This window comes from Trinickia dinghuensis (assembly GCF_003367175.1).
Taxonomy (GTDB): domain Bacteria; phylum Pseudomonadota; class Gammaproteobacteria; order Burkholderiales; family Burkholderiaceae; genus Trinickia; species Trinickia dinghuensis.
Genome location: NZ_QRGA01000020.1, coordinates 56,158 through 73,078, shown reverse-complemented (window position 1 = coordinate 73,078; position 16,921 = coordinate 56,158). Strand labels below are relative to the sequence as shown.

At 65.0% G+C, this 16,921-nt stretch carries 17 protein-coding genes; 10 read left to right on the top strand and 7 right to left on the bottom strand.

Annotated features, from left to right (window positions below):
* Positions 1-42: 42 nt before the first annotated feature.
* Complete coding sequence (locus DWV00_RS29285; protein WP_115537113.1) at positions 43-534, bottom strand: Rrf2 family transcriptional regulator; 492 nt, start codon at positions 532-534, stop codon at positions 43-45.
* Between the two features lie 233 nt (positions 535-767).
* Between DWV00_RS29285 and DWV00_RS29280 the strand changes: the two genes are divergently transcribed.
* Positions 768-1,355, top strand: coding sequence for a group III truncated hemoglobin (locus DWV00_RS29280; RefSeq protein WP_245965078.1), 588 nt, complete (start codon positions 768-770; stop codon positions 1,353-1,355).
* A 100-nt stretch (positions 1,356-1,455) separates the two neighbouring features.
* Here the strand turns inward: DWV00_RS29280 and moaE are convergent, their stop codons facing one another.
* From moaE to DWV00_RS29250, 6 genes are all read right to left on the bottom strand, one after another.
* On the bottom strand, positions 1,456-1,935 hold the full coding sequence (moaE, locus tag DWV00_RS29275; RefSeq protein ID WP_115537112.1) for a molybdopterin synthase catalytic subunit MoaE: 480 nt from the start codon (positions 1,933-1,935) through the stop codon (positions 1,456-1,458).
* 33 nt (positions 1,936-1,968) lie between these two features.
* Positions 1,969-2,226: a molybdopterin converting factor subunit 1 gene (moaD, locus tag DWV00_RS29270; protein ID WP_115537111.1), complete on the bottom strand. Its 258-nt coding sequence runs from the start codon at positions 2,224-2,226 to the stop codon at positions 1,969-1,971.
* A 44-nt stretch (positions 2,227-2,270) separates the two neighbouring features.
* Complete coding sequence (locus DWV00_RS29265) at positions 2,271-3,527, bottom strand: molybdopterin molybdotransferase MoeA (RefSeq protein ID WP_115537165.1); 1,257 nt, start codon at positions 3,525-3,527, stop codon at positions 2,271-2,273.
* A gap of 185 nt (positions 3,528-3,712) precedes the next feature.
* Positions 3,713-5,164: a threonine synthase gene (gene thrC / locus DWV00_RS29260; protein WP_115537110.1), complete on the bottom strand. Its 1,452-nt coding sequence runs from the start codon at positions 5,162-5,164 to the stop codon at positions 3,713-3,715.
* Between the two features lie 34 nt (positions 5,165-5,198).
* Positions 5,199-6,524, bottom strand: a complete 1,326-nt coding sequence (locus tag DWV00_RS29255) for a homoserine dehydrogenase (RefSeq protein ID WP_115537109.1) — start codon at positions 6,522-6,524, stop codon at positions 5,199-5,201.
* A 50-nt stretch (positions 6,525-6,574) separates the two neighbouring features.
* Complete coding sequence (locus DWV00_RS29250; protein WP_115537108.1) at positions 6,575-7,822, bottom strand: pyridoxal phosphate-dependent aminotransferase; 1,248 nt, start codon at positions 7,820-7,822, stop codon at positions 6,575-6,577.
* 332 nt (positions 7,823-8,154) lie between these two features.
* On the opposite strand from DWV00_RS29250, the gene DWV00_RS29245 reads away from it, so the two are divergent.
* The 9 genes from DWV00_RS29245 to DWV00_RS29205 all read left to right on the top strand — a co-directional run bounded on the left by DWV00_RS29245 (position 8,155) and on the right by DWV00_RS29205 (position 16,641).
* On the top strand, positions 8,155-8,529 hold the full coding sequence (locus tag DWV00_RS29245) for an Mth938-like domain-containing protein (protein WP_115537107.1): 375 nt from the start codon (positions 8,155-8,157) through the stop codon (positions 8,527-8,529).
* Between the two features lie 117 nt (positions 8,530-8,646).
* A complete protein-coding gene (locus tag DWV00_RS29240; RefSeq protein ID WP_115537106.1) occupies positions 8,647-10,383 on the top strand; it encodes a glycosyltransferase family 39 protein in 1,737 nt (578 codons plus the stop codon).
* A 35-nt stretch (positions 10,384-10,418) separates the two neighbouring features.
* Entirely contained in the window at positions 10,419-10,790 is a 372-nt protein-coding gene (locus DWV00_RS29235; protein WP_115537105.1) for an SMR family transporter, read from the top strand.
* Positions 10,791-10,924: 134 nt separating this feature from the next.
* Positions 10,925-12,079: a DegT/DnrJ/EryC1/StrS family aminotransferase gene (locus DWV00_RS29230; RefSeq protein ID WP_115537104.1), complete on the top strand. Its 1,155-nt coding sequence runs from the start codon at positions 10,925-10,927 to the stop codon at positions 12,077-12,079.
* Positions 12,080-12,085: 6 nt separating this feature from the next.
* A complete protein-coding gene (locus DWV00_RS29225; protein ID WP_245965077.1) occupies positions 12,086-13,126 on the top strand; it encodes a glycosyltransferase in 1,041 nt (346 codons plus the stop codon).
* Entirely contained in the window at positions 13,123-14,076 is a 954-nt protein-coding gene (locus DWV00_RS29220) for a formyltransferase (RefSeq protein ID WP_115537103.1), read from the top strand. The genes DWV00_RS29225 and DWV00_RS29220 overlap by 4 nt, the downstream gene beginning before the upstream one ends.
* A complete protein-coding gene (locus tag DWV00_RS29215) occupies positions 14,073-15,149 on the top strand; it encodes a bifunctional UDP-4-keto-pentose/UDP-xylose synthase (protein WP_115537102.1) in 1,077 nt (358 codons plus the stop codon). The genes DWV00_RS29220 and DWV00_RS29215 overlap by 4 nt, the downstream gene beginning before the upstream one ends.
* Positions 15,150-15,192: 43 nt before the next feature.
* A complete protein-coding gene (locus tag DWV00_RS29210; protein ID WP_115537101.1) occupies positions 15,193-16,089 on the top strand; it encodes a polysaccharide deacetylase family protein in 897 nt (298 codons plus the stop codon).
* Positions 16,090-16,179: 90 nt separating this feature from the next.
* Positions 16,180-16,641, top strand: coding sequence for a peroxiredoxin (locus tag DWV00_RS29205; RefSeq protein WP_115537100.1), 462 nt, complete (start codon positions 16,180-16,182; stop codon positions 16,639-16,641).
* Positions 16,642-16,921: the final 280 nt, after the last annotated feature.

Genomic DNA, 16,921 nt, shown 5'->3' with positions numbered 1-16,921 from the left:
CACCGGCGCGTGCCATGCGCCGTCTTGCCCGGCCGCGCCCGCCTACACGGCCGTGATCGGCACCACCGGCCGGGCAGCGGCGCCCGCGATGGCGGGCAGGCCGAGCAACTCGGCCAGCGGCGCCCCCGGGCCCGCGAGTTCGGCCAGCGTGTACCGGTCCAATTCCGCCAGGAACGCGTCGCGGGCCGCTTCGAAAACATGCTTGAGGCGGCACTGCGGCTCGATCACACAGTGCCGAGGCTCGGCGCCCTCGCGCGGGAAACAGCCGACGAGCGCGAAATCGCCCTCGGTGCCTCGCACCACCTCGCCGATCGTCAGTCCGAGCGAGCGCTCGTTGAGCCGCAGCCCGCCATTGCGCCCACGAACCGTCTCGATCCAACCGCACTCGCCGAGCCGCTGCACGACCTTCATCAAGTGGTTCTTCGAAATGCCGTAGGCTTCCGAAATGTCTTGAATCGTCGTGAGCCCCTCCTCACGGACGGCCAGGAACAGCAGCACGCGCAAGGCGTAGTCGGTGTAATCGGTGAGTCTCATCTGCGGGCAACAGCTCGATAGGAGCACGGGGCGAAACGCGCGGAACGAAAGGCGTCGTCCCGCGGCAAGACCGCACTATGCAAAGGGTTGTAAGAGCAGCAGCTTGACCATAACATGCATTAGAGATGCAGGTATCATGACGGCCGCGCTTTAGCGCATTTCGATAATTTAGCTTGCTTTGCATGCGATTGGCGGCGGATTCGCCGCAGCGGTGCAGGCAACACGGTATTTCGATGTCAATTCCCACCGATCCCGGCAATCCGGGCAATGCGCCCGCCGATGTGTCCCCCGTGCGTCATCACGAACCGACTGAGGCCAACATCCGCGAACTGGTTTACGCTTTCTACGATCGCGTACGCGCGGATCCTTTGCTCGGCCCCGTATTCGATGCCGTCCTAGCAGGGCGGTGGGACGATCATTTGCCGAAAATGTGCACGTTCTGGGGCAGCCTCGTGCTCGGCGACAAGCGCTACCGCGGCAACGTCCAACAAGCCCATCAGCCGCTCGAAGGCCTCGAGCCCCGTCATTTCAGCCGCTGGCTTCATTTGTTCCTCGATACCGTCTGCGACCGCTACGAGCCGGCCGCGGCCGTCCGCTTCATGGAGCCGGCGCTGAGAATCGCGCAAAGCCTGCAATTGAGCCGATTCGGCTGGGACTACACGATTCCACCCGAGCAGCAGGCCCTGCTCGATCGCGTTGCACCGAAGCGAGCGCGCGACGATACGCCGCATATCGGCATCTCCAAGGGCCGAGAGCCGTTCCCGGCAAAAATCATCGGCCGTTCGGCGGAATCCGAGACAAAGGACGGCGGCGGCGACTGATCCCGCCGGCCGCGGCGCCGAGGCGCGGTTCCTTGCGCGAAGCCGGCCGGACGCCGAGACGCTCGAGGAACGGTCTCACCGCTCGAACAGCGCACGGCACCTATTCATCCCGCACCGCGTTGCCGGCCGCAATGCCCCAGCGTTCGAGCGCAGCGTCGTCCGAGACGCGCGCATCGACCCAACGCGCCCCGCTCGGCGTCGTTTCCTTCTTCCAGAACGGCGCTTGCGTCTTCAGATAATCCATGACGAACGAACAAGCGTCGAACGCGTCGTGCCGATGCGCCGATGTCGCCGCCGCCAGCACGATCTGATCGCGTGGATACAGCTTGCCGACGCGATGCACGATCAGCAGTTCCGACCCCGGCCAGCGGCGCCGGGCCTCTTCCACGATCGCCTCGAGCGCCTTTTCGGTCATGCCGGGATAGTGCTCGAGCTCCATCGCCGCGACCTCCTCGCCGTCGCTCAGATCGCGGACGGTGCCGACGAATGCCACGACGGCGCCGATTTTCGGGTTCTCGGCTCGCAGCGCGGCGACTTCGGTCGATAGGTCGAAGTCTTCCGTTTGGACGCGAACAGTCATGTCTTCAAACTCCTGATCCCTCGCCGACTGGCTTCAGCCGCCCGTCACGGGCGGGAAAAACGCGACTTCGCAGCCGTCGGTCAGCCGCGTGCCGGCGTCCGTCATCGTATGGTTGCAAGCCATGCGCAAAGCCCGCCCCTCGGCGAGCGTGTCGGCCCATGCGCCGCCGCGCGTGCGCAGCCAGGCGCGCACGTCGCCGACGGTCGCGACGCCCTCGGGCACCTCGGCCGCCTCCTCGGCAAGGCCCAGCGCCTCGCGCACGCTCGCAAAATATTTCAGCTCGATCTTCATTTTGAAATGCCGTATCAAGATACCCCGAGCGCTGCCGCTCGCCTTCAGCCGAGCAATTCGGAAAAAGGGAGAAAACGCACGGTTTCGCCGGCGCTGATCGCATGATTCGGCGGATTGTCGATCAAACCGTCGCCCCATACCGTCGACGTCAGCACCGCCGAACTTTGGTTCGGGAACACATCGAGCCCGCCCGCCGCGTTGACGCGTGCACGCAAGAATTCGTTGCGGCGATCGCCCTTCGTCTGCGTGAAGTCGGCCCGCAGCGAGACGGCGCGGGGCGCGACCTCGTGCGCGCCCGCCAGACGCAGCAGAAACGGCCGCACGAACAGCAGGAACGTGACGAAGCTCGACACCGGATTGCCCGGCAAGCCGATGAAATGCGTCTCGCCGCCCGGCCCGCCCTCGGCACCGCGGCGCACGGCGCCGAACGCGAGCGGCTTGCCCGGTTTCATCGCGATCTGCCATAGCGAGAGGCGGCCCAACGATTCCACGGCCGGTTTGACGTGGTCCTCTTCCCCCACCGACACGCCGCCCGAGGTCAAGATCAAATCGTGATCCCGAGCCGCGGCAACCAATGCGTCCCGCGTCGCATCGAAGCGATCGGGCACGATGCCGAAATCGGTCACCTCGCAATTCAAGCGCGTCAGCAGGCCGCGCAGCGTGAAGCGGTTCGAGTTGTAAATGCCGCCGGGCGCAAGCGGCTCGCCGGGCATCGTCAACTCGTCGCCGGTGAAGAACACGGCCACTTTCAAGCGCCGCGCGACCTGAAGGCGCGCCGCGCCGATCGATGCGGCCAACCCGAGCGCTTGCGGCGAAAGCCGCGTGCCGGCGGGCAGGATGACGGCGCCGCGGCGGATGTCGGCGCCTTGTGCCGTGATCCATTCGCCCGCTTTCGGCGTATGCAGGATCGCGACGGCGTCGCCGTCCACTTCGGTCTGCTCCTGCATCACGACAGCGTCCGCCCCCGGCGGCACCGGCGCCCCCGTGAAGATGCGCGCGGCCGTGCCGGCGGCCAGCGGCTGCGGCGAGTGGCCCGCGGGCACCCGCTGCGAGACCGGCAGGCGGCGTTCGTCGTGCACCAGATCGGCCACACGCACGGCGTAGCCGTCCATCGCGCTGGTATGCGCGGGCGGCACGTCGAGTTCGGAGACGACGTCGGCGGCGAGAACGCGCCCGAGCGCATCGAGCGTCGCGACCGATTCGGTTTCGGCGATGGGGACGGCGGCGGCAAGCAACGTGGCCAGCGCGTCTGCCGTCGACAAGAGGGGCGCGCGGGGCGCCGAGTGAGATGGCGTGGACATCGGCAAGCGATTCTCGCTGCGAAAACTCCCATTGTAGCGAGGCTTGCGACCGCTCGAACATATGCCGAATCGCAAGCCGCCCATGCGAACGGCATATGCGGGCCGCAAATGCAGGCCGCGAGCCGCACGCACACGCAAAATGGCGGCGCGGGCCGCGCTTGCCTCGCGGCGCCGCCCGCTCGAGGTCAAGCGCCCGTGTGCTCCGCGATGAACGCTTTCACCCGTGCAGCATCGGCGGGCAGCACCTCGAAGCGCTGCGGCAGCGATTCGAGGCCTTCGAACGCGGCCGGCCGCTGCGGATCGTGCCCGAGCGCTTCGCGGATCGTCTCGCCGAATTTGATCGGCTGGGCCGTCTCGAGCACGACCATCGGCACGCCCGGATCGAGATGTTCGCGCGCAACCTTGAGACCGTCGGCCGTATGCGTATCGATGATCTGGCCATAGCGCGCCTGGACGTCGCGAATCGTCACGATGCGGTCGTCGTGCGTGCTGCGGCCCGACACGAATCCGAACTCGCGCACGCGGGCGAAATCGCCGCTCGCGGCCAGATCGAATCCGCCCTTCTCTTCGACGTCGCGGAACAGCTGCAGCACGCGCGCCGGATCGCGGCCCAACAGATCGAAGACGAAACGCTCGAAGTTGGACGCCTTCGAGATGTCCATGCTCGGGCTGCTCGTGTGGTACGTATGCGCGGCACCGCGGACGCGATAGGTGCCCGTGCGGAAGAATTCGTCGAGCACGTCGTTCTCGTTCGTGGCGACGACGAGCTTTTCGATCGGCAGCCCCATCATGCGGGCGATATGCCCCGCGCAGACATTGCCGAAGTTGCCCGAGGGCACCGTGAACGAGCAACGCTCGTCGTTCGATTTCGTCGCTTCGAAGTAGCCCTTGAAGTAATAGACGACCTGAGCGACGACGCGAGCCCAGTTGATCGAATTGACCGTGCCGATCCGATGCCGCGCCTTGAACGCGTGATCGTTCGAGACGGCCTTCACGATGTCCTGGCAATCGTCGAAGACGCCTTCGACCGCCAGATTGAAGATGTTCGGCTCTTGCAGGCTGAACATCTGCGCCGTCTGGAAGGCGCTCATCTTGCGATGCGGCGACAGCATGAACACGCGCACACCGGCCTTGCCGCGCATGGCGTACTCGGCCGCGCTGCCCGTGTCGCCGGACGTGGCGCCGAGGATGTTCAGCGTCTGCCCGTGCTTGGCGAGCGCGTACTCGAACAGATTGCCGAGCAGTTGCATCGCCATATCCTTGAAGGCAAGCGTCGGCCCGTTCGACAGCGCGAGCAGCGAAAGCTGCGCGCCGTTCTCGACGCCGAGCGGCGTGAGCGGCGTGATCGCGTTCGCGTCCTCGCCCGCGCGCACGTTGCGATAGACCTCGGCGCGATAGGTGCTGCGCGTAAGCGCATGCAGATCCGCGGCGGGGATGTCGTCGCAGAACTTGCCGAGCACCTCGAATGCGAGATCCGCATAGGACAGCGTGCGCCAGCGGGCGAGTTCGTCGGCCGTCACGAGCGGATACTCGGACGGCAGATAAAGACCGCCGTCCTTGGCCAGGCCCGTGAGCAGGATGTCGGAGAACGTGTGGCGCTCGCCGATGCCGGCGCCGCGCGTGGAGATATAGTTCATGGTCGGCTTCGTAACTTCGATTTCGATAACGGGCTCAGCTCAGGGATTCGATCCGGAGGCGGGTCACGTTCGAGACGACGGTCGAAAGCGCTTCGATGCGCGCGATCGCCGCATTGACGTTCTTCTCGAGCGTATCGTGCGTGATGATGATGACGTCGGTCTCGCCGTTGTCGGCGATCTGCTCCGACTCCTTTTGGAGCAAAGCATCGATCGAAATGCCCGCTTCGGCCAGGATGCGCGTGATGTCGGCCAGCACGCCCGTCACGTCGGCCACGCGCAAACGCAGGTAGTACCCGCTCGTCACTTCTTCGATCGACAGCACCGGTGTATCGGCCAGGCTTTGCGGCTGGAATGCGAGATGCGGCACGCGGTGGCCCGGATCGGCCGTGTGCAGACGCGTCACGTCGACGAGATCGGCGACGACGGCCGATGCCGTCGGCTCGGCGCCCGCGCCCTTGCCGTAGTAAAGCGTCGTCCCGACGGCATCGCCGTGCACTTCGACGGCATTCATGGCCCCTTCGACGCTCGCGAGCAGGCGCTTGGCCGAAATCAGCGTCGGATGCACGCGCAGCTCGATGCCGCGCTCGGTGCGGCGCGTGATGCCGAGCAGCTTGATCCGATACCCGAGATCCTCGGCGTATTTGATGTCGATCGAGGCAAGCTTGCTGATGCCTTCGATGTACGCGCGGTCGAACTGAACCGGAATGCCGAACGCGATCGCGCTCATGATCGTGAGCTTGTGCGCCGCGTCGACGCCTTCGACGTCGAACGTCGGATCGGCTTCGGCATAGCCGAGCGCCTGCGCCCCGGCGAGCGCCGTCGCGAAATCGAGGCCGCGCTCGCGCATCTCAGAGAGGATGTAGTTCGTCGTGCCGTTGATGATGCCCGCGATCGACTGGATGCGGTTGGCGGTCAGCCCTTCGCGCAGCGCCTTGATGATCGGAATTCCGCCGGCGACGGCGGCCTCGAACGCCACCATCACGCCTTTGGCGCGCGCCGCCGCGAAAATCTCGGTGCCGTGCACCGCGAGCAGCGCCTTGTTCGCGGTGACGACATGCTTGCCGTTCGCGATGGCGCGCAGCACGAGCTCGCGCGCGATGCCGGTGCCGCCGATCATTTCGGCAACGATGTCGATGGCCGGATCGTCGATCACGGCTTCGAAGTCGCTGCCGATCGGCACCGTGCCGGCGGCGTCGCCGAGCGCGGCCAGTGCCTTGGCCGGATTGCGCACCGCGATGCGCGCGATCTCGATCCCACGGCCGGCTCGCCGTTTGATCTCTTCCTGATTGCGGCGCAGCACCGTGAAAGTGCCGCTGCCTACCGTGCCGCAGCCCAACAGGCCAACTTTGATCGGTTCCATTCAGCGTTTTCTAGTTGATTGATTCGAAAAAGGGGAAGCGTCCTGGGCAGTCAAGTGCCGTGACGCTTGCGATAGCCTTCGAGAAAGCGCCCGATGCGGTTGATCGAGTCGGTCAGATCGTCCACGTTCGGCAAGAATACGACCCGGAAGTGATCGGGCCGCGGCCAATTGAAGCCGCTGCCCTGCACGAGCAGCACGCGTTCTTCGAGCAGCAGATCGAGGATGAATTGCTGGTCGTTCTCGATCGGATAAATCTTCGGGTCGAGCCGCGGAAACATGTACAAGGCCGCCTCGGGCTTGACGCAGCTCACGCCGGGAATCGCGTTGAGCATCTCGTAGGCGACTTGCCGTTGACGGGCAAGGCGGCCGCCCGGGCCGATCAGATCGTTGATGCTCTGATAGCCGCCGAGCGCCGTCTGGATCGCGTACTGCCCCGGCACGTTCGGGCACAGCCGCATCGACGCGAGGATGCCCAGCCCTTCGAAATAATCCTTGGCCCGGCGCCTGTTCTCGCCCGTCAAGCCGGAGACGTACATCCAGCCCGCGCGATAGCCGCACGAGCGGTAGCTCTTGGACAGGCTGTTGAACGTGACGGTCAGGACGTCTTCCGAAAGCGCCGCGAGCGACGTGTGCTTCTTGCCGTCGTAGACGATTTTATCGTAGACCTCGTCGGCGAACACGATGAGCCCGTGCTCCCGGGCGATTTCGAGCAGATCGAGCAGCAGCTCGTCCGAATAGAGCGCGCCGGTCGGGTTGTTCGGGTTGATGACGACGAGCGCGCGCGTGTGCGGCGTGATTTTCGAGCGCAGATCGTCGAGATCGGGCATCCACGAATTCGATTCGTCGCACAAATAGTGCACCGGCGTGCCCCCCGAGAGGCTGACCGCGGCCGTCCACAGCGGATAGTCGGGGGCCGGCAGCAGCACTTCGTCGCCGTCGTTGAGCAGCGCCTGCATCGCCATCACGATCAGTTCGGACGCGCCGTTGCCGATGTAGATATCATCCAGCTCGACCCCGGCCACGCCCTTTTGCTGCGAGTAATGCATGATCGCCTTGCGCGCGGAGAATACCCCTTTCGAATCCGAATAGCCCGAGGAGGCCGACAGATTGCGGATCATGTCCTGGATGATTTCATCCGGCGCATCGAATCCGAACGGCGCCAAGTTGCCGATGTTCAGCTTGATGATGCGATGTCCGTCTTCTTCGAGACGCTTGGCGTGCTCGAGCACGGGCCCGCGAATGTCGTAGCAGACGTTGAGCAGCTTGTTCGATTTAAGAATCGGTTTCACGGCGGACACAGTTCCTGGGGAGGGCCGAAAGACGGGGAGCGCGGGCCGAGCGCGCCGGTGGTCGAATGCGCGCTGAAGCTTTGCTGCGCCCGGGTGGCGATGGATACGCCGGTGCAGCAGATTTGCGCGCCCACGGCGCGCTTTTGGCGCATGCGAGTGCGGCTGCTGGGGGGGTCGCTCGCGCGCGGGCACGATGCTGGGCGCCGCAGGGCGGCTAAAAAGTTATAATTTAGCGGATTTCGGCCGACTTTCGCAATGCACCATTCGCCGCGAAAGCTCCTTTCGGCCTCGATGCGGTCACGGCGGGCTTCGCCGCGGCCGTCTGAACTACGGAAACCGATTTGAAATTACATCAGGACTCGAGCGGCGCGCTCAATACGGTGACCGCTTACGGCGCCCATTACGTCGACGTCAATCTCGTACGCCATGAAAGCAGCATCTTGCTGCTGCCCGATACGCCCGTCATCGCCTGGCCGGTGGCGTCGTTCGACGCGCTCGCGCCCGAGCATTTCGAGCTGTTGCTCGAGCAAGCGCCCGAACTCGTCGTGTTCGGCAGCGGCGCGCGCCTGCGCTTTCCGCATCCCCGGCTCACGGCGTCGCTCTCGGCTCGGCGGATCGGCGTCGAGACGATGGATTTCATGGCGGCCTGCCGCACGTACAACATCCTCATGGCCGAAGGCCGGCGCGTGTGCGCGGCCCTGCTCATCGAGCAATGAGCCCGCGAGCGGCCAGCCCGACCGCGCCCGTTCGTTCGCGCGCCCGCCGGCCAGCGCCCGCGGGCCGCAATGCGGGCCGCGCCGCCCGCCGATATCGATAGACATCCACGCCACCCTATGCCGCTTCAACGCTACTCCCGCGCCGACAGCGCCGTCTCGTCCGATCGTACGTCGCCGCCCGGCGCGGCGGCGACTCACTGGCCCGTCGGCGGATGGACGATCGTCCTGCTCCTCGTGGCGCTCGCCCTCATCTGGTTCGTCCCGCTCGGCTGGCGGCATCTCGTGCCGAGCGACGAAGGCCGCTACGCCGAGATGGCCCGGGAAATGTTCGTCACCGGCGACTGGATCACGCCGCGCTACAACGGCTACAAGTACTTCGAAAAGCCCCCGCTCCAAACCTGGATGAACGCGCTGACGTTCGCCTGGTTCGGCATCGGCCAATGGCAGGCGCGGCTCTACACGGCGCTCGCGGGCTTCGCCGGCGTGCTCGTCGCCGGCTATACCGCGGCCCGCCTCATCAACCCGGCCGCGGGCTTCGCGGCGGCGCTCGTGCTCGCCAGCGCGCCGTATTGGCAGTTGATGGGCCACTTCAACACGCTCGACATGGGGCTCTCGTTCTGGATGGAGGTCACGCTGTGCGCGATGCTGCTCGGGCAACGAGCCGGCATCGGCGGGCGCGAGGCACGCCGATGGATGTGGCTCTGCTGGGGCTCGATGGCGCTCGCCGTGCTCTCCAAGGGGCTCATCGGCATCATGCTGCCTGGCGCCGTGCTCGTGCTGTACACGCTGATCGAACGCGACTGGGCCCTATGGAGGCGCCTCTATCTGCCGAGCGGCCTCGTCGTCTTCTTCGCGATCGCGACGCCGTGGTTCGTGCTCGTGCAGCAGCGCAACCCCGAATTCTTCAATTTCTTCTTCGTCGTTCAGCAGTTCGACCGATACCTGACGCCCGCCCAGAACCGGCCGGGCCCCGTCTACTACTTCGTGGCGGTCTTGCTCGTGGGCTTCTTGCCTTGGCTGTCGCTCGGCTGGCAAAGCATCCGCCATGCCCTTGCGCAGCCGCGGCAGTCGAACGGATTCGCGCCGGGAAAACTGCTCATAATCTGGTCCGTCTTCATTTTTCTGTTCTTCAGCGCCTCGCACTCGAAGCTCGTTTCCTACGTGCTGCCGATCGCGCCGGCGCTCGCGCTCGTCATCGGCGCCTACTTGCCGCACGTGTCGCGCGACACGTGGCGCCGCCACCTGATCGGTTACGCCGTCTTTCTCGTCCTGGCCGCGATCGGCGCCTACTTCATCGCCCGCTCCGGCGACGCGCGCACCCCGAATGTGCTTTACCGCGAATTCCGCGTCTGGGTGTGGGCCGCGATCGGCGTCGCGTTCGTATTGACGCTCGCCGCGCTCGCCGTGCTGCGGCGCACCGAGCGCGGCGTGCTGCCGTCGGCCGTCGCCTTCGGCGCAGCCTGGATCATGCTCGCCACGATCGGCGGCACCGGACACGACGTGTTCGGGCGCGAAAGCTCGGGCGCCCTGCTCGCTCCGGCCGTCAAAGCCGCGCTGGCGCGGCTGCCGGCGGACACGCCTTTCTATGGGGTCGCCATGCTCGACCACACGCTGCCTTTCTATGTCGGGCATACGACGATCATGGTCGCCAGCCCCGACGAACTGCGTTTCGGCGTCATGCAAGAGCCGTCCAAGTGGGTACCGACCATCCCCGAATGGATCGCGCGCTGGGACGCCGACCCGCACGCGCTCGCCGTGATGGCGCCCGCGCTCTACGGCCAACTCGCCGCCCAGCATGTGCCGATGCGCGTGATCGCGCGCGACGCACGGCGCGTCGTCGTCGAAAAACCCTGACCGCCACCGAGCCGGCCACGTCCCTTACTCAATCGATGAACCCTATATCTCTTTTTTGCATCCTCTCGGGCGTCGCCCTCAACGCCTGCGCGCAATTGCTGCTCAAAGCCGGGGTGAACGCCGTTGGACACTTCGATTTCACCCGTGCGAACATTCTGCCGATCGGGTTCAAGCTCGCCACGCAGGTGCCGATCATCGGCGGGCTGTGCTGCTACGTCATCAGTGTCGTCGTCTGGATCGTCGGCCTATCGCGCGTCGACGTATCGATCGCCTACCCGATGCTCTCGCTCGGCTACGTGGTCAACGCGGTCGCGGCCTGGTATCTGTTCGGCGAGGCGCTGAGCCTGCAGCGCCTCATCGGTATCGGCATCATCTTGATCGGCGTGCTCGTATTGGCACGTAGCTGAGCGCGCGGCAACGAGATCATCGCGTTTCACGACGCATCGAAGCCAAAGCCGAAACCGAAACACCATTCCCGGCGCCGCGAGCGCCGCTACAACACTAACAACCGAATAACCGAATACTCGAGCGAAGCCCATCCATGACCCAAGACTCTCTTCCTTTCCTGCCGTTCGTGCGTCCCGAAATCGACGAGGAAACGATCGCCGGTGTCGCCGACGTGCTGCGCTCCGGCTGGATCACGACGGGCCCGCAAAATCAGGCATTCGAGGAGCAGCTTTCGGCGTTCTGCGGCGGCCGTCCGGTGCGCACGTTCAACTCGGGCACGGCGACGATGGAAATCGGGTTGCGCATCGCCGGCGTGGGCCCGGGCGACGAAGTGATCACGACCCCGGCGTCGTGGGTCGCGACGGCCAACGTGATTCTCGAGGTGGGCGCAACGCCCGTTTTCGTCGACATCGACCCGGCCACGCGCAACATCGACCTGAATCTGCTCGAAAAAGCGATCACCCCGCGTACCAAGGCGATCATCCCCGTCTTTCTGGCGGGACTTCCCGTCGACATGGATCGCCTCTACGATATCGCGCGAGCCTATAAGCTGCGCGTGATCGAAGACGCCGCCCAGGCGTTCGGCGCGACCTGGCGCGGCGAGCGCATCGGCAAGCTCGGCGACATCGTCTCGTTCAGTTTCCATGCGAACAAGAACCTGACGTCGATCGAGGGCGGCGCGCTCGTGCTGAACGACGCGGATGAAGCCGAACTGGCGCGCAAGTACCGGCTGCAGGGCGTCACGCGCAAGGGTTTCGACGGCATGGATTGCGACGTGCTCGGCGGCAAGTACAATCTGACCGACGTGGCGGCGCGCGTCGGCCTGGGCCAGCTCGCGCACGTCGAGCGTTTCCTGGCTCAGCGCAAGAAGCTCGCTCGCGCCTACTTCGCGGGGTTCGAAGGCGGCGCGGCGGTCGCGCTCGGTGTCGGCTTGCCGGCCGCCGAGTTCGAGAACGGCAACTGGCACATGTTCCAGATCACGCTGCCCCTGGAGCGCCTGACGATCGACCGGGCCGCCGTCATGCAGAAACTGCACGATGTGTACCGGATCGGCTCGGGCGTGCATTACCCGGCGATTCATCTGTTCACGCTTTACCGCGCTCGCGGCTTCGCGCCCGGCATGTTCCCGCACGCCGAGCGCTTCGGCGCGACGACGGTCACACTGCCGCTGTTCACGCTGATGACCGAGCGTGACGTGGCGCGCGTGTGCGGCGCCGTCAACGAGATCTGCGAACAATATGGGAAATAAGCGGACATGAGTTACACGGAACACCGATCGGCGCAGCCGGAAGTCTCGGTCATCATCCCCGTCTACAACGAAGAAGCGGGGCTGCACGCGCTGTACGCGCGCCTTTATCCGGCGCTCGATGCGCTCGACGCGACCTACGAGATCATCTTCATCAACGACGGCAGCCGCGACAAATCGGCGGCGCTGCTGGCCGAGCAATTCCGTGCGCGCCCCGACACGACGCGCGTCGTCCTGCTCAACGGCAATTACGGGCAGCACATGGCGATCCTCGCCGGCTTCGAGGCGGCGCGCGGCGAGATCATCATCACGCTCGACGCCGACCTGCAAAATCCGCCCGAGGAGATCGGCAAGCTCGTCTCGAAGATGCGCGAGGGCTACGATTACGTCGGCTCGATCCGCATGCAGCGCCAGGACACGCTCTGGCGGCGCAAGGCCTCGCGGGCGATGAACCGCGTACGCGAGCGCATCACGCACATCAAGATGACCGACCAAGGCTGCATGCTGCGCGCCTATAACCGGAAGATCATCGATACGATCAACCGCTGCGGCGAAGTCAACACGTTCATCCCCGCCCTCGCCTATACGTTCGCGCAGAACCCGATCGAAGTCGAGGTCGCGCACGAGGAGCGCTTCGCGGGCGAATCGAAGTACTCGCTGTACAGCCTCATCCGCCTGAACTTCGATCTCGTGACAGGCTTCTCCGTCGTGCCGCTGCAATGGCTCTCGTTCATCGGCGTGATCTTGTCGATGGGCTCCGCGGGTCTGTTCCTCCTGCTCGTGGTGCGGCGCTTCGTGATCGGTGCCGAAGTTCAGGGGGTGTTCACGCTGTTCGCCATCACGTTCTTCATGCTCGGCGTGATCATCTTCGCGCTCGGGCTGCTCGGCGAGTACATCGGCCGGATCTACCAGCAGGTTCGCGCGCGGCCTCGCTATCTCGTGCAGACGATACTCGAAGGGCGCCCGGGCGACGTGGCGCCGCGCGCCCCCGCGCCGGCCGTCGCCGGCGACATCTTGCCCGACGCTCACCCCGAGGACCGCAACCGATGAAACCGCGTGCCGTCGTGTTTGCCTATCACAATGTCGGCGTGCGTTGCCTGCGCGTGCTGCTCGCGCGCGGCGTCGACGTCGCCCTCGTCGTCACGCACGAGGACAACCCGGCCGAGCGCATCTGGTTCGGCAGCGTCGCGCAAGTAGCCGCCGAGCACGGCATCGAGACGATCACGCCCTCCGACCCCGCCGGCGCCGCGCTGCGCGAAGCGGTCATGCGCGCGCGGCCCGATTTCATCTTCTCGTTCTACTACCGCCATATGCTGCCGGCCGGCGTGCTTGCGCTGGCACCGCGCGGCGCCTACAACATGCACGGCTCGCTCCTGCCCAAGTATCGCGGCCGCGTGCCGACGAACTGGGCGGTCCTGAACGGCGAAACCGAGACGGGTGCAACGCTGCACGAAATGGCGGCCAAGCCCGACGCCGGGGCGATCGTCGCGCAAACGAGCGTCCCGATCCTGCCCGACGATACCGCGCAGGAAGTGTTCGACAAAGTCACCGTCGCGGCCGAGCAGACGCTATGGCGCGTGCTGCCCGCGCTGTTGGCCGGCGAGGCGCCGCATCTGCCGAACGACCTGGCCCGCGGCAGCTACTTCGGCGGACGCAAACCTGAAGACGGCCGCATCGATTGGTCCAAGCCCGCGCAGCAGGTCTACAACCTGATCCGCGCGGTCGCGCCGCCGTACCCGGGTGCGTTCACCGACATCGGCGAGGACCGCTTCGTCGTCGCGCGTGCGCGATTGGCGGGCCTGGAAACGATCGGCACGGCCGCCAGCGCACCCGCCAATTTGCCCCCGGGTCTGCACGTAAGCGATAATACTTGTTTGGGCGTGTGCGGCGACGCGCGCGCCATCGTCATTTCCGAGCTGCGGCATCAGCGCGACGGGCAAGAAACCGTCGTTACGCCCGCGCAGTTCGCTCAGATCACTAATCGTTCCCGTCATTCATGAATTCCGCCAAAACCGAACGCTCCGCCAAGAAAGTCCTGATCCTCGGCGTCAATGGCTTCATCGGCCACCATCTGTCCAAGCGCATCCTCGAGACGACCGACTGGGAAGTGTTCGGCATGGACATGCAGACGGACCGCCTCGGCGACCTGACGCAGCACGAGCGGATGCACTTCTTCGAAGGCGACATCACGATCAACAAGGAGTGGGTCGAATATCACGTGAAAAAGTGCGACGTGATTCTGCCGCTCGTGGCGATCGCGACGCCCGCCACCTACGTGCAGCAGCCGCTGCGCGTGTTCGAGCTCGATTTCGAGGCGAACCTGCCGATCGTGCGTTCGGCGGTCAAGTACCGCAAACACCTGGTGTTTCCGTCGACGTCGGAAGTCTACGGCATGTGCGCCGACGACGAATTCGACCCGGAAGCCTCCGCGCTCACGTACGGTCCGATCAACAAGCCGCGCTGGATCTACGCGTGCTCGAAGCAGCTGATGGACCGCGTGATCTGGGGCTACGGCATGCAGGAAGGCTTGAATTTCACGCTGTTCCGCCCGTTCAACTGGATCGGGCCGGGCCTCGATTCGATCTACACCCCGAAGGAAGGCAGTTCGCGCGTGGTCACGCAGTTTCTCGGCCACATCGTTCGCGGCGAGAACATCAGCCTCGTCGACGGCGGCTCGCAAAAGCGCGCGTTCACCGACATCGACGACGGTATCAGCGCGCTGATGAAGATCATCGACAATCCGAACGGCATCGCCTCGGGCAAGATCTACAACATCGGCAATCCGACGAACAACTTCTCGGTGCGCGAACTCGCGCACAAGATGCTCGCGCTGGCGTCCGAATATTCGGAATACGCCGATTCGGCCAAGGCGGTGAACCTCGTCGAGACGTCCTCGGGCGCCTACTACGGCAAGGGTTATCAGGACGTCCAGAACCGCGTGCCGAAGATCGAGAACACGATGGCCGAGCTGGACTGGGCTCCGACGACCACGTTCGACGACGCTTTGCGCAAGATCTTCGAAGCGTACCGCGGCCATGTCGCCGACGCCCGCGCCCTCGTCGAGCAGCAGTAATCGCGGCTACCTTCGTCGGACAGCCTAAGAAGGACACCCGCCTTTGCCCCGTATCGTTCTGAAAATCGACGTCGACACGCTGCGCGGTACGCGCGAGGGTGTGCCCAACCTCGCCCGCATATTCGACCGCTTCAAGGCACGCGCGACGTTCCTGTTCAGCCTCGGCCCGGACCACACGGGCTGGGCGCTGCGGCGCGTGCTCAGGCCCGGGTTCTTGAAGAAGGTGTCGCGCACGTCCGTCGTCGAACACTACGGCGTCAAGCAGTTGATGTACGGGGTATTGCTGCCCGGCCCCGACATCGGCCGGCGCGCCACCGCCGAGATGCGCGCGATCCACGAAGCCGGCTTCGAATGCGGGATCCATACGTGGGATCACGTCTATTGGCAGGACAACGTGCGGGCGCGCGGGCGCGAATGGACTGCCGGGGAGATGCAGAAAAGCTTCGCGCGCTTCGTCGATATCTTCGGCGCGCCGCCGGCGACACACGGCTCGGCGGGCTGGCAGATGAACGAACACGCCTTCGAGCAGATCGACGCCTGGGGCATGCGCTACGCTTCGGACGGGCGCGGCCATTCGCCGTATCGGCCGGTCGTCGGCGGTAAAACCCTCGCGCATGTGCAGTTGCCGACCACCCTGCCGACGCTCGACGAGCTGCTCGGCGTAGACGGCTGCGACGAATCGAACGTCGCCCGGCGCCTGCTTTCTGCCACCGAGCACAGCCCGCGCGATCAAGTCTTCACGCTGCACGCCGAACTCGAAGGGCAAAAACTCGCCCCCATCTTCGAGCAGCTACTCGCCGGCTGGCATGCTCAAGGTCACACGTTTGCGACGATGGGCGATTACCATGCCGCGCTGGACCGCAATGAACTCCCATCGTACCCTGTCACCTGGGGTGAGATTCCGGGCCGTTCAGGCGAGTTGATCGTCCAGCCGGACTGACCGGCCATTTTGCAAGTCCTGGTGCTTGCGGCTTTGCCGCCCCTCAATCGGCCTGCTTGACAATTTGCGCGATAAAAACAGGAGAACCACGTGCCCATTGCAGTCGACCAACCCGTCCCCGATTTTTCAGCGCCTGCGACGGGCGGCGATATCACGCTGTCCGGCCTGCGCGGCAAGAAGGTCGTGTTGTATTTCTATCCCAAGGACAACACACCGGGCTGCACGACGGAAGGATTACAGTTTCGCGACCTGTATCCGAAGTTCAAGAAAGCCGGCGCGGAGATCGTCGGCGTCTCGCGCGACAGCCTGCGTTCGCACGAGAACTTCAAGGCCAAGCTCGAATTGCCGTTCCCGTTGATTTCGGATGCCGACGAGGCGCTCTGCGCGCTGTTCGGCGTCATCAAGATGAAAAAGATGTATGGCAAGGAAGTCCGCGGCATCGAACGTTCGACCTTTCTGATCGATGCGAACGGCGTGCTCAAGCGCGAATGGCGAGGGGTGAAAGTTCCGGGCCATGTGGATGAAACGCTTGAGGCTGTACAAGGACTTTGACGCGCGTTATATTGCGTTGCAATGAGTTCCCGTTCACTTCGTTCTGTCCGCTCGAGCGCCGTCGATTCGGTCGATGTTTCGTCCGTCAGGCGCCGCGCGATGCTCGAAACCGAGCCGCTTGCTCCATCGCAACAGGAGCGGCGGCTTTTTTGTTTTTCGGCGGCGGCAATATTGGCGTTCGCCGACTTTCCGCGAAGGAGCTGATCGAAAACTAGGCGAACCGGCGAACCGAAACCTGAAACGCGCTACTTGAAGGCTCGCCCCGTGAAGGAGGGTGTAG

What these genes read in the sequence shown, in the direction of transcription:
- DWV00_RS29285 (WP_115537113.1), bottom strand. Translation starts at nt 534, where the DNA reads ATGAGACTCACCGATTACACCGACTACGCCTTGCGCGTGCTGCTGTTC.
- DWV00_RS29280 (WP_245965078.1), top strand. Translation starts at nt 768, where the DNA reads ATGTCAATTCCCACCGATCCCGGCAATCCGGGCAATGCGCCCGCCGAT.
- moaE (WP_115537112.1), bottom strand. Translation starts at nt 1,935, where the DNA reads ATGACTGTTCGCGTCCAAACGGAAGACTTCGACCTATCGACCGAAGTC.
- moaD (WP_115537111.1), bottom strand. Translation starts at nt 2,226, where the DNA reads ATGAAGATCGAGCTGAAATATTTTGCGAGCGTGCGCGAGGCGCTGGGC.
- DWV00_RS29265 (WP_115537165.1), bottom strand. Translation starts at nt 3,527, where the DNA reads ATGTCCACGCCATCTCACTCGGCGCCCCGCGCGCCCCTCTTGTCGACG.
- thrC (WP_115537110.1), bottom strand. Translation starts at nt 5,164, where the DNA reads ATGAACTATATCTCCACGCGCGGCGCCGGCATCGGCGAGCGCCACACG.
- DWV00_RS29255 (WP_115537109.1), bottom strand. Translation starts at nt 6,524, where the DNA reads ATGGAACCGATCAAAGTTGGCCTGTTGGGCTGCGGCACGGTAGGCAGC.
- DWV00_RS29240 (WP_115537106.1), top strand. Translation starts at nt 8,647, where the DNA reads ATGCCGCTTCAACGCTACTCCCGCGCCGACAGCGCCGTCTCGTCCGAT.
- DWV00_RS29235 (WP_115537105.1), top strand. Translation starts at nt 10,419, where the DNA reads ATGAACCCTATATCTCTTTTTTGCATCCTCTCGGGCGTCGCCCTCAAC.
- DWV00_RS29230 (WP_115537104.1), top strand. Translation starts at nt 10,925, where the DNA reads ATGACCCAAGACTCTCTTCCTTTCCTGCCGTTCGTGCGTCCCGAAATC.
- DWV00_RS29225 (WP_245965077.1), top strand. Translation starts at nt 12,086, where the DNA reads ATGAGTTACACGGAACACCGATCGGCGCAGCCGGAAGTCTCGGTCATC.
- DWV00_RS29220 (WP_115537103.1), top strand. Translation starts at nt 13,123, where the DNA reads ATGAAACCGCGTGCCGTCGTGTTTGCCTATCACAATGTCGGCGTGCGT.
- DWV00_RS29215 (WP_115537102.1), top strand. Translation starts at nt 14,073, where the DNA reads ATGAATTCCGCCAAAACCGAACGCTCCGCCAAGAAAGTCCTGATCCTC.